Raw genomic sequence first — 13,224 nt, 5'->3', positions numbered from 1 at the left:
CGTATGAAGGTTTGGCCTGAAATTTTCATAAGCTGGCTGCAACAATCAAATCGGGCTCAAGTTTACAAAAAGTAATATTTTAATACCTTTGTGTCCGTTTTTATTAAACGTAATTAACCATTTCATAATATAGCATATGGATATTTTCGAGAAACTGCTGAAACATATGGGCCCTATTGGGGAACATTCAGACAGAGCCCATGGCTATTTTTCATTTCCTAAACTGGAAGGAGAAATAGGTCCCCGTATGAATTTCAGGGGAAAAGAGAAGATTGTATGGAGCCTGAACAACTATCTGGGCCTGGCTAACCACCCGGAAGTTCGTGCTACGGATGCACAGGCTGCTGCAGAGTACGGTATGGCGTCTCCGATGGGAGCACGTATGATGACGGGTAACACTAATTACCACGAGCAGCTGGAACGTGAGCTTTCCGACTACATGGGTAAAGAAGATACCACTTTGGTAAACTATGGTTACCAAGGTTTTATGAGTGCTGTCGATGCTATTTGTAACCGCCGCGATGTAATCGTTTACGATGCAGAAGCACACGCCTGCCTGATCGATGGTCTGCGTTTGCACCAGGGTCATAGTTATGTGTTCAAACACAATGATATCCAGGACCTGGAAAAACAACTGACCCGCGCTACCAAATTAGCTCAAACTTCTGGTGGTGGTATCCTCGTTATCACTGAAGGCGTATTCGGTATGGCCGGTGATCAGGGTAAACTGAAAGAAATCGCTGCCCTGAAAGATAAATATGAATTCCGCCTCGTAGTAGACGATGCACACGGCTTCGGTACTATGGGTAAAACCGGTGCCGGTACCGGTGAAGAACAAGGTGTTCAGGATAAAATCGACCTGCTCTTCAATACTTTCGCTAAATCCGGTGCTTCTATCGGTGGCTTCATCAGCGGCGAAAGACAAATCATCAACTACCTGCGCTATAACATGCGCTCCCAGATCTTTGCTAAATCACTGCCAATGCCGATCGTTATCGGTCATCTGAAACGTGTACAGCTGATGCGCAAACACCCTGAGTTCAAAGAAAAACTCTGGTCCAATGTACGCAAACTGCAGCAAGGCCTGAGAGACAGCGGTTTCGATATTGGTCATACCAACTCCCCTGTTACGCCTATCTACCTGCAAGGTGATATTCCTGAAGCTACTGCGATGTGCCTGGACCTCCGCGAAAACTATAATATCTTCTGCTCTATCATAGTTTATCCGGTTATCCCTAAAGGTCAGATCATCTACCGTATTATCCCGACTGCTTCCCACTCTGACGAGGATATCGAACTGACACTCAAAGCATTCAGCGAAACCAAAGCAAAACTCGACGCAAAAGCTTATGCTGTTGCAGAGATTCCTATGGTATAATTTCGCCTGCGGCGGGTTCTTGTCTGAGAGATAAAGACCTGTCGTTTGTTAATAAATATTTTCAGCCCGCGCCTTCGGCGTGGGCTGTTTTTTTAATACCCTGGCCGCTTTGCGGGAAAAGAAAAAGGCGCCTTTTAGCGCCTGAAAACAAAAAGGGCCGTCTCTATTTTGTAGAGACAGCCCTTACAACAAATCGTTCTTTCACTAGGTGTAAAGTTCACTCTTGTTTTCATTAGGACATGGTAGAGAACAAATGGTCTTCATAGAAAGGTTGAATCTATTGATTCATAGTATTTTAAATAGGATCGGTTTTTTTAATTAGAGAATCATTGTCATTTGATTCTTTTCAAAAATAGACTTCTATTCCCAAGTTTCTATAACACTAACGTGGTATTTTGTTAATGTCTTGTTAATAAGGCTTAACGCAATAATAATTCAGTGGCCCACCAAAATTTCCGCTTTCGAGCATTGTTTTTCCCTTTTGCGTAAACCTTAACTATCAACCTATCATAACTTTGCGGCGGCAATTCAAATTGCCGGGAAGCGAAGTCAGATATTTTTTCTTCTTAATATGATAAGAAAAATTAATAGCACGTTTGTACTTCTCTCCCAATAAGGAAGCGTAAAGAACTCAAATCTTGGACAGGAAATTATTCATCATTCACCGATTAACGGGCCTGATTGCCGGCATCATGCTACTTCTTATAAGTTGCACCGGGGCATTATTGGTATTCAGCGACGAAATTGATGAACAGCTCTATTCCCAATCTCATTATATCCAACCTGGTAATCAACCACTTCCGCTTTCCAGGCAGTTTCAGGCTGTACGCAATGCCAATTCCGGCAATCCCTACATCATGGTAGTAAAAATGCCACAGGCCAGTAACGAAACCACTGTATTCAGGGCCGAATATGATGCACAAAGGAAAATTTATTGCTTCGTAAATCCATATACCGCACAAATAGTCGATATGAGAGGAAATACCGACTATTTCATGGGCAAGGTACTCTACTTCCATTTTGAGCTGTTATCGGGCAAAACAGGCGCCCAGATCATCCTGGTAACAGGTATTCTCTTAGCCTGCTCCCTGCTCTCCGGCATCTGGATCTACCGCAAATCCTTCGCGAAAGTGCTCAGCTTCCGCCTCTCCATGGAATGGAGCAACCCGAAACGCCGCTGGAGAAACCTCCACCGCATCACTGGCGTATGGTCCGTAGTATTTCTGACCATTATTACTACCACAGGTATCATCATGGAACAAAAAGTTATTGCTTCCAGGAAAGGCAATACTAAAGTGGCTGAAATCCCCGCCAATGTTGACTATGATCAACTGCTGGTTCAGGCAGAACAAGCTATTCCGGGTCTTGAAATCGTTGGCGTACGCCCGCCTAAAAAAGCAGGCGCACCTATCAAAGTACTGGGCCATGCGCATGAGTCCTCCTTCTGGGGCGAATACGCATCCAATGTCTCTTTTAGCATAGATGGTAAACTTCAAAAAGTTACCGACTTCAGCAAAGCATCCTTCGCAGATAAATTCAATGCCGCTATTGCACCACTCCACTTCGGAAACTTCGGTGGCATCTTCGTAAAAATAATCTGGTCCTTGTTTGGCCTTACCCCCGGCCTCCTGTCCATGTCTGGTTTCCTGATATGGTACCGCCGCAGATTTTTAGTGAAATCAAAACAACCTGTGCCAGCTGGCATATAATACAATAGACGATTAGAAATGAAGCGAGTTTTATTATTAAGCGTATTGATCATGTTTGCTGCCTTACAACTGGCAGCACAAAACATTAACGGTAAAATCCAGGACAGTACCAATGCTGCAATCCCAGGATTACGCATATATCTTTCCGGCACCCAGAAACACGCCATCACAGACGCTAACGGTAACTTTACCCTCCGCAACGTGAAACCTGGCAGCTACAAACTGATAGCTACCGGCGTCGGTTACAATACTGTTGAAAAAGAGGTAAGTATCGAAAACAACGATATCCGCTTAGACCTGAATATGTCTACCTCTAACGTAGGACTGGGTGAAGTAGTGGTAACTGCTGGCCGTAACCGCGAAACAATCGGCACCGTGCCTTCTTCCATTACGATCATCTCCGGTAAACAATTACAGGAACAAAGCGCCATCACTACTGATATCAATCAGCTCCTCGGACTGAACGTACCTGGCCTTACACTCGGTACCAATACTGCCACTAAAAAAGGGGAAACACTCAGAGGTCGCAGTATGCTGATCATGATCGATGGTATCCCGCAGTCTACACCACTCCGTAATGGCGATAAAGACATGCGCAGCATCGATATATCAGTCATTGAAAGAGTGGAGGTGATCAAAGGCGCTACCGCAATCTATGGTAACGGCGCTGATGGTGGTATCATCAACTTCATCACTAAAAAAGCTAACAAAGACAAGCAATTCAGCGGCGCTACAGACGTTAGCACTTCAGGCTCCCTGACCAATGCAGCCAACAGCATGGGTGGCCGTGTATCGCAGAACTTCAGCGGTACCATCAATAAATTCGATTATGTGGTAAGCGGCACCTACGAACAAACAGGTGTTTATAAAGATGCTAAAGGCCAGGTAATTGCGCCTTTCCAGTCGCTGGCTCAAAACGAAAATATAAATGCTTTTGGTAAAGTAGGCTACAACATCAATGAAAATCAACGTATTGAACTGATGTACAACTACTACCGCACCATGCAAAACGCAACCTATGTTAACTCCGGTGGTAAATTTGGCGAAAGCCCGATCATCGGTGTGCTGGGAACCAGTCCTGGTGCAAAACAGGGTACGCCGTACAACCACAATGCTTACCTGAACTACAGCAACAAACGTATCTTCAGAAATACTTCCCTGGATGTAAACCTTTACTACCAGGACTTCTACACTATTTTTGAATATTCCGACTATTATGAAGGCGGTGGTAACTCAGCCATCACTTCCCACAAAAAAGGGTTGCGTGTAAACCTGAATACAACTTTCAATATCAGTCCAAACCTCAATGGTGACCTTACCTACGGAGTAGATGTACTGAATGATGTAACCGAGCAGCCGCTGGTAGATGGCCGCAAGTTTGTACCTAAAATGGACATGAAAAACTATGCACCGTATGCACAGCTGAAAGCCTATATCTTCAAGGATTTCCTCCTGAAAGCAGGCGCACGATACGAAAATGTTTCCCTGGATATCCCTGACTTTACGACCATCAAATTTGGTAACTATGCCGGTGGTGTACATGTACAGGGCGGCAACCTGCCTTATGATGCACTGACGTTCAATGCTGGCTTGCGTTATACCAAATTCCAGTATTTCAATCCTTTCGTAAGCTTCAGCCAGAGCTTCTCTCTGTATGACCTCGGCCGTACCCTCCGCCTGGCGAAGGATGTTGCCGGAGGCGCCAGCGTGAAAGGTTCTATCCAGACAGACGCCATCATCACTAATAACTATGAAGTTGGCTTCAGCAGCAATATCGGCAAGTTCAATGCTACCGGTGCTTACTATGTGAGCACTTCCAATCTGGGTACCAGTCTGGTAGACCTCAACGGTGTAGCTACACCTGAACGTGCACCTGAGCGCATACAGGGCTATGAGTTCACCGCTGGTTATCAATTCCTGCCAAACCTCTCTGTAAGTGCGTCCTATGCACACGTAGAGGGGAAGAAAGATGGTACTTCCGGCAAGGTTTATCTCCCTGGCAGCCGCATTTCTCCCGATAAAGGAACATTGAATGTAAACTACTCTCCGCTGAAAGAAAAACTCGATGTAGGTGTGTATTATGTTTACAGCGGCTCCCGCAAACGTTTTGCGCTGAACCCTAAAACCAATGACTGGGACCTGGGTGCAGGACCTGTTAGCAGCTTCAGCCTGGTAAACCTTTATACTGCCTACCATTTCAATAAGGCAACTACTATTCGCCTCGGTGTGGATAACCTGTTCAACGCAGACTACTACCCGGTAATGGCGCAGTCACGCGTAACTACCGATTCCTATATCAAAGGTTCTGGTGCCCGCTTTAATCTGGGATTAAATTATAGGTTCTAATAGCTATTTTGCAGATATTAAAAAGGCCGCCTCTACTGAGTAGAGACGGCCTTTTTGCTTATTAGCAGGTTATGCATACTGTCCAACCTGATAGCCACCAGGAACTGTCTGAAAAGCAATATTCATTCTGTTCCAGACATTGATCATGCCGATGGCCAGCGTGATATCGGCAATTTGTTGTTTATCGTAGAACTGCAGCAGTTTCTCGAAGGTTTCCTCTTTAACATGCATGAGTGTTACTTCTTCCGTATAAGCCAGTACAGCCTGTTCTTCTGCAGTGTAGTAAGGGCATTCTCTCCATGCGCCTATTGAATAGAGTCGTTGTGGGTTTTCACCATTATGAACCGCATCTTTAAAGTGCATATCCAGGCAATATGCACAGCCATTCATCAGGGAAACACGGAAGTTGATCAGCTCCTGAATTACCGGGCTGATACCGGAATTTTTAATGTAGCCGCCGGTTTTGAAAAGACCGTCTAAAAAACCTTTGTTAGTGTCCTGGAAGGTGATTCTTGCTTTCATAATATTTGATTTTGTAAGTGTTTTAATAATTGGATTCGTATATAAGACCAATATCAAAATCAAAACGTGACAGCTTTCCGGAAAAAACACAAGGAAATTTTACAAATTGGCCATAGTGGCTGGTTTTAAAAATAAAAAAGGGCTAACCGATATCGGTTAGCCCTTATATTTTTTAGCCGTAAGGCTATTATTTCAGATGTTCTTCGATAGACACGTCGTAAGCTTTTTTCCAGTCGCTTACTTTAGCCCATGTTTCACCGTTTACAACGATGCTTTCACCTTTAACCACACCTACTTTTTCAGCACGGATAGAAGTTTCTGTTGCATCGATCAGACCATGAATGATAGCATCAAATTTCTCTTTGTTTTCAGGTTTGATGGTTACCACAACACGGCTCTGGCTTTCACCGAACAGGAAGGCATCTTTACGGAAATGATCGTTCAGTTTCAGTTCGAAGCCGAGGTTGTTAGGCATCGCTTTTTCGAACAGGGTCACGAACAGACCACCTTCGCTGACATCATGTGCAGACTGCAATAAACCGGCTTTGTTCAGTTTAGTGATCGCCTGTTGAACATGAAGTTCTTCGTCCAGGTTAAAGTGAGGAGCAGGGCTGAATTCAACACCAACGATTTTGCTCAGGTATTCAGAGCTGTTGATATCATTACGGCTGCGGCCGATAATATAAACCAGGTCACCTTCATTTTTGAAATCAAGGGTGAGACGGGTGTTTTTATTATCGAGTACACCCAGCATACCAATGGTTGGAGTAGGATATACAGGACCGTCCGGAGACTGGTTGTAGAAGCTCACGTTACCGCCGGTAACCGGGGTATTGAATTTGCGGCAGGCCTCGCCCATACCTTTGATAGCGTATACGAACTGGTAGTAAACTTCCGGATCGTAAGGGTTACCGAAGTTGAGACAGTTGGTGATGGCTACTGGTTCACCGCCGGAGCAAACGATATTACGCGCTGCTTCAGCAACAGCAATCTGGCCACCAACATGAGGATCAGCAAATACATAGCGGCTGTTACAGTCAGTAGTAACTGCCAGTGCTTTTTCAGTTCCTTTTACCAACACGATAGCAGCATCGCTAGGTGCATTGGTGCTGGCGTTTGCAGTACCTACCATGCTGTCGTACTGGTTGTAAACCCAGCGTTTGGAAGCGATGTTAGGCAAAGCGACGATTCTTTCAGCTATTTGTTTAGCGTTGGCAACATCCGGGATGTTCTGGATGTCGAAAGCTTTGATTTTAGAGAAGTAAGCAGGTTCGGTGTAGGCTCTGTGATATTGAGGAGCGCCACCACCCAGTACCAGTGATTCTGCAGGAACTTCGGCTTCGAGTTCGCCGTTCATGTAGAAACGCAGGTTTTTATCTTTGGTCACTTCACCGATCTGTACACAGTGGAGGTCCCATTTCTCGAAGATGTCGAGTACTGGTTGTTCCTGGCCTTTTTTCACCACGATCAGCATACGCTCCTGGCTTTCGCTCAGCAGCATTTCCCATGCTTTCATGTTTTCCTGACGGGTAGGTACTTTATCCAGCCAGATGTTCATACCATGTTCACCTTTTGCACTCATTTCGGCAGTAGAGCAGGTAATACCGGCTGCGCCCATATCCTGCATACCAATGATAGCTTTGGTTTTGATGATTTCGAGGCATGCTTCCAGCAATTTCTTTTCCTGGAATGGATCGCCTACCTGAACTGCCGGTAAATCTTCCGCACTGTCTTCTGTAATGTTGGCAGAAGCGAAAGAAGCACCACCGATACCATCTTTACCGGTAGCAGAACCAACGATGAATACAGGATTTCCTTCACCATATGAGGTAGCGGAAACAGTCTGTCCAACTTTTACGATACCTACGCTCATCGCGTTTACCAGTGGGTTAGTACCGTAGCAGTCTTCAAAATAAACTTCACCACCTACAGTAGGAACGCCGAAGCAGTTACCGTAGTGGCCGATACCATGTACAATACCTTTTACGAGGTGTTGTGTTTTCTTATCGTTGATATTACCGAAACGCAGTGAGTTTAAGGCTGCGATAGGACGTGCACCCATGGTGAAGATATCACGGTGGATACCACCCACACCGGTAGCAGCACCCTGGAATGGTTCAATAGCTGACGGGTGGTTGTGAGATTCGATTTTAAATACCACCGCATAGCCATCGCCAATGTCAACAAGACCGGCGTTTTCTTCACCAGCTTTTACCAGCAGGCGATCTCCTTCACGTGGCAGTGATTTCAGCCACACGATTGAGTTTTTGTAGCTGCAATGCTCACTCCACATTACAGAGTACATACTCAATTCGGTAAAATTTGGAGTGCGGCCTAAGTGGGATTTAATTCGTTCAAACTCGTCAGCGGTAAGTCCTAGCTGTTCAGCAATTTCTACGGTGGTTTGCATGTATTTAAGTATAAAAAACCGAGTAATTAAAAAGAAGATGCAAACCTACATGATTTTCCTGCAAATCCCAAGTGCAAACCCATTTAGGAGGTGCCTTCCGTTTCTGTTAAAGTAGAAATATAACCCTGCCGGGAGCTTTTTCATGGATAAAGATTCACACTATTTAAATAGATTATTTTCATAAATCATTCATTATGACAGATAATAGAAAAGGAAGAGGGATTTAGGCAGATATATACATATTAATATGAGATACAAAATAGATGTGCAAGCGCTTATCATATTACATTATTTTTAATTTATCATTTTCAGAGGAGATCGACCTCATTTTTTTGACTAAATGAAAAAATAAAAGACTTTTTGAGACCCAAAATGTAATTTTTTGGTTAAACAGAACAATTTTATTGCATTTACCAAGCATAATGTGTTCTTTTGTGTAAAATTATTACAGCATGCAATCGTTACGTTTTACCGCGCTGGAAGGATTAGCTGGCGTAGACTCCAAACTCACTGAGCATAATGGCAAAATCACCGAAGTATTCGGTTCCAATGTATTTGCCGGCAGAATCGTGCGTGAATACCTGAGCGACGAAGCTTATAAAAGCCTCATGAACTCCATCAAGAATGGCACCAAGCTCGAGCGTAAAATGGCTGAGCAAATTGCTTCCGGTATGAAAGCCTGGGCAATGAAAAAAGGTGTTACTCACTATTCCCACTGGTTCCAACCACTGACTGGTACTACTGCTGAAAAGCATGACTCTTTCTTCACCCTGAAAGCTGATGGCTCTGCCCTCGAAACTTTTGACGGTGATGCGCTGGTACAACAGGAGCCAGATGCTTCCAGCTTCCCTAACGGTGGTCTGAGAGCAACTTTCGAAGCTCGTGGTTATACCGCATGGGACCCTTCTTCCCCAGCCTTCATCCTGGAACAAGGATATGGTAAAACCCTCTGCATTCCTACTATCTTCGTAGCATACACCGGTGAATCACTGGACTACAAAGCTCCTCTCCTGAAAGCACTCGCTGCAATCGATAAAGCTGCTGTAGACGTATGTAACTATTTCGATAAAAACGTTACCAAAGTAACCCCTACCCTCGGTTGGGAACAGGAATACTTCCTGGTAGACGAAAACCTCGCTAACGCTCGCCCTGACCTGATCATGACCGGCCGTACCGTTGTTGGTCACGCTCCTTCCAAAGGTCAGCAGCTGGAAGACCACTACTTCGGTGCTATCCCTGAAAGAGCTTATGCTTACATGCGCGATTTCGAAGAAGAATCCTATAAACTGGGTATTCCTTTAAGAACACGCCACAATGAAGTAGCTCCTTCTCAGTTCGAATGCGCTCCTATCTTCGAAGAAGTAAACATCGCAGTTGACCACAACTCCCTGCTGATGGACGTAATGAACAAAGTAGCTAAACGTCACAAACTGAAAGTTCTCCTGCACGAGAAACCATTCGCTGGTATCAACGGTTCAGGTAAACATAATAACTGGTCTATGGCTACCGATACCGGCGTTAACCTGCTGGCTCCGGGTAAAACCCCTAAGACCAACCTCATGTTCCTCACCTTCTTCGTTAACACTATCAAAGCTGTTCACGATTACGCTGACCTCATGAGAGCTTCTATCGCCTCCCCTAGCAACGATTTCCGTCTGGGCGCAAACGAAGCACCTCCTGCTATCATCTCCGTATTCTCCGGTAAATACCTCTACGAAGTACTGCAGGAAGTTAAATCCCGCGTAAGCAACAAATTCGACGAACAAGACGAAGCTATCCTGAAACTGGACCTGCACCGTCATATTCCGGAACTGATGCTGGACAACACCGACCGTAACCGTACTTCTCCGTTCGCCTTCACCGGCAACAAGTTCGAGTTCCGCGCCGTAGGTTCTTCCGCAAACTGTGCTTCTGCAATGACTGTTCTCAACTCTATCGTAGCTAAAACCCTGACCGACTTTAAAGTTGAAGTGGATAGCCTGATCGAAAAAGGTGAGAAAAAAGAGATTGCAATTATGCAAACTCTCAGAAAATATATTGTAGATTCGGAAAAAGTTCTGTTCGAAGGCGACGGCTACAGCGAAGAATGGGAAAAAGAAGCTGAAAAAAGAGGTCTCGAAAATATCAAAACCACTCCTAAAGCTCTCGACGCTTTCGTTACGCCTAAAGCTGCCAAACTGTTTACCGAAGTTGGCGTATACAACGAGAAAGAACTGCATGCACGTCACGAAATCCTCCTGGAAGACTACGTGAAAAAAGTGCAGATCGAAGCCCGCGTAATCGGTGACCTCGCTACCAACAACATCCTGCCTTGCGCAATCAGCTACCTCAACGACCTGATTGCCAACATCAAAGGCCTGAAAGAAATTGGTCTTGGCGAAGAAGCTGTTAAAGCGCAAAAACAAATTGCCGCAAAAATTTCTGAACATATTAATGTCATCAGCGAAAACGTACAGGCTATGATTGAGGCACGTAAAGTTGCCAACAAACTGACCGACAGCCGTGAAAAAGCTATTGACTACTGTGAGAAAATCAAGCCTTACTTTGATGTGATCCGTTACCACTCCGATAAACTGGAGTTCCTGGTAGATGACAAAAAATGGGCATTGCCTAAATACAGAGAGCTGCTTTTCTTGCGATAAAACCGTAAGATTGTTTTGGTGTATGATTAGCCCCGGATTTTCATCCGGGGCTTTGTTTTTTCTGTCCCGACTTTATCTGCCCCAACTTTAAACGAAGCCATTAATAAACAGTCAAAAAGATAAATTCATGTAACATGCGTCACCTGTTACTACTTATTTGTTTGACTGTTTCAATTGCCGCAACGGCACAGGATTCCAGCGACGTAAAAAATCTCAACCTATCTCCCGCCCAAACTTCCCGGCTAAAAGAGATTAATAAAACATTTATCAAGGATGCCCAACTCATCCGTCAGGATAAAACCCTTTCTGATGCAGATAAAAAAACCAAACTGCAATCCCTGAGCTATGCCCGTGAGGATAAAATCAAAACTGTTCTCACCCCGGACCAGGTCAGTAAATGGCAGCAACAACACCTGGCCATGCACCAGATGGCAGATATGCATAAAAAAGACACCCAGAAAGTAACGGCACATATCAAAGACCAGCTCAACCTCACGGATGACCAGGCCAAACGCTTCAAAGTCATCAATAAAGAATATAAAACACAGTTGAAAGCTGTCAGACAGGATAATACCTTGTCCAGACAAGAAAAGACACAAAAACAGGATTCCCTGAAAACAGCAGAAGACACCCAGATAAAAGGCCTGCTTTCAGATGACCAGTACAGCAAATACCAGGAACTGAAAATCGAAATGCAGGAGCGCATGAGGGAGCTGAAAAGAACCCAGAACCGCGACCTGCCTGGAAAAAATGCACCAGGTAAAAGTTAATAACAAAAAAAGCGGTCTCTACTTGGTAGAGACAGCCTTTCTGAAATAATTTAAATAAAAAACGCTCCGGACCGGAGCGTTTTTTTTATTGCAGTTTGAAAGTTTCGATGAACTTGGTAGTGAAATTACCTTTTCTGAAGTTCTCATCACGCATCAGCTGCTGATGGAAAGGAATGGTAGTCTTCACACCTTCAATTACGAACTCGCTCAGTGCACGTTCCATGGTATTGATGGCCTCTTCGCGGGTTTGAGCCACAGCGATGATTTTTGCCACCATAGAATCGTAGAAAGGAGGAATAACATAACCGGCATAGATATGTGAATCCACACGAACACCATGACCACCAGGGATGTGCAGGGTAGTAATCCTGCCCGGAGATGGACGGAAATCGTTGTATGGATCTTCCGCATTGATACGGCACTCAATAGCGTGCATCTGCGGTGTATAGTTTTTACCGGAGATAGGAATACCAGCAGCGATCTTGATTTGTTCCTTAATCAGATCAAAGTTGATAACTTCTTCTGTAACACAGTGTTCTACCTGGATACGGGTGTTCATCTCCATGAAGTAGAAGTTACGGTGTTTATCTACCAGGAACTCAACGGTACCAACACTTTCGTAGTTGATAGCAGATGCAGCAGCGATAGCAGCAGCACCCATTTTCTCACGGAGTTCAGGCGTCATGAAAGGAGAAGGTGATTCTTCTACCAGTTTCTGATGACGACGCTGGATAGAGCAGTCTCTCTCAGAAAGGTGACATACTTTACCGTATTGGTCGCCGGCAACCTGGATTTCAATATGGCGAGGCTCTTCCACGAATTTCTCCATGTAGATACCATCGTTGTTGAATGCTGCACGTGACTCACTTTTAGCCATGGTATAAGCATTCTCCAGTTCAGCTTCTTCCCAAACCACACGCATACCTTTACCACCACCACCGGCAGTAGCTTTCATGATAACAGGGTAGCCCATTTTGTTTGCCAGCATTCTGGCTTCAGCTACATCTTTCAGCAAACCTTCTGATCCTGGAATAACAGGAACGCCTGCAGCAATCATGGTTTCTTTGGCAGTCATTTTATCACCCATTTTACGGATCATCTCCGCTGTAGGGCCGATAAACTTAATACCATGCTCACCACAGATTTCAGCAAAACGGGCATTTTCAGCCAGGAAGCCATAACCAGGGTGGATAGCGTCAGCGTTGGTAATCTCCGCTGCAGCCATCAGGTGAGGGATATTCAGATAAGACTCACTGCTCTGCGGTTTACCAATACATACCGCCTCGTCTGCAAACTTCACATGCAGGCTGTCTTTATCTGCTGTAGAATAAACTGCCACCGTTTTGATACCCATTTCCTTACAGGTACGGATAATACGCAGGGCAATTTCTCCACGGTTAGCAATCAATATTTTTTTGAACATTGTTTTCCTGATAAGTTAAGAAAA

Annotated in this window: 8 protein-coding genes; 5 read left to right on the top strand and 3 right to left on the bottom strand. The window is 44.7% G+C overall.

The features are described from left to right. Positions 1-136: 136 nt before the first annotated feature. The 3 genes from F3J22_RS26520 to F3J22_RS26510 all read left to right on the top strand — a co-directional run bounded on the left by F3J22_RS26520 (position 137) and on the right by F3J22_RS26510 (position 5,433). Positions 137-1,378 carry a pyridoxal phosphate-dependent aminotransferase family protein gene (locus tag F3J22_RS26520; protein WP_167021010.1) on the top strand — a complete coding sequence of 414 codons (1,242 nt, stop codon included), beginning with the start codon at positions 137-139 and terminating at the stop codon, positions 1,376-1,378. Between the two features lie 638 nt (positions 1,379-2,016). Then, positions 2,017-3,087, top strand: a complete 1,071-nt coding sequence (locus tag F3J22_RS26515; protein ID WP_167021009.1) for a PepSY domain-containing protein — start codon at positions 2,017-2,019, stop codon at positions 3,085-3,087. Positions 3,088-3,105: 18 nt separating this feature from the next. After that, the gene (locus F3J22_RS26510; protein WP_167021008.1) at positions 3,106-5,433 is read left to right on the top strand and encodes a TonB-dependent receptor; all 2,328 of its coding nucleotides are present in this window, start codon (positions 3,106-3,108) and stop codon (positions 5,431-5,433) included. A 69-nt stretch (positions 5,434-5,502) separates the two neighbouring features. Here F3J22_RS26510 and F3J22_RS26505 read toward each other — a convergent pair whose 3' ends face one another. Further along, positions 5,503-5,955 (bottom strand): carboxymuconolactone decarboxylase family protein, encoded by a 453-nt coding sequence (locus F3J22_RS26505; RefSeq protein ID WP_167021007.1) that lies wholly within the window; start codon positions 5,953-5,955, stop codon positions 5,503-5,505. 187 nt (positions 5,956-6,142) lie between these two features. After that, the gene (gene purL, locus F3J22_RS26500) at positions 6,143-8,365 is read right to left on the bottom strand and encodes a phosphoribosylformylglycinamidine synthase subunit PurL (protein ID WP_167021006.1); all 2,223 of its coding nucleotides are present in this window, start codon (positions 8,363-8,365) and stop codon (positions 6,143-6,145) included. Positions 8,366-8,817: 452 nt separating this feature from the next. Between purL and F3J22_RS26495 the strand changes: the two genes are divergently transcribed. Both F3J22_RS26495 and F3J22_RS26490 read left to right on the top strand, forming a co-directional pair. Further along, on the top strand, positions 8,818-11,007 hold the full coding sequence (locus F3J22_RS26495; RefSeq protein WP_167021005.1) for a glutamine synthetase III: 2,190 nt from the start codon (positions 8,818-8,820) through the stop codon (positions 11,005-11,007). 134 nt (positions 11,008-11,141) lie between these two features. Further along, a complete protein-coding gene (locus tag F3J22_RS26490; RefSeq protein ID WP_167021004.1) occupies positions 11,142-11,777 on the top strand; it encodes a hypothetical protein in 636 nt (211 codons plus the stop codon). A gap of 85 nt (positions 11,778-11,862) precedes the next feature. Here the strand turns inward: F3J22_RS26490 and accC are convergent, their stop codons facing one another. Continuing rightward, positions 11,863-13,200: an acetyl-CoA carboxylase biotin carboxylase subunit gene (gene accC / locus F3J22_RS26485; RefSeq protein ID WP_167021003.1), complete on the bottom strand. Its 1,338-nt coding sequence runs from the start codon at positions 13,198-13,200 to the stop codon at positions 11,863-11,865. Positions 13,201-13,224 lie beyond the last annotated feature (24 nt).

This window comes from Chitinophaga sp. Cy-1792 (assembly GCF_011752935.1).
Classification (GTDB): domain Bacteria; phylum Bacteroidota; class Bacteroidia; order Chitinophagales; family Chitinophagaceae; genus Chitinophaga.
Note: the sequence above shows the minus strand (reverse complement) of the source record. Positions and strands in the feature narration are given on the sequence as shown.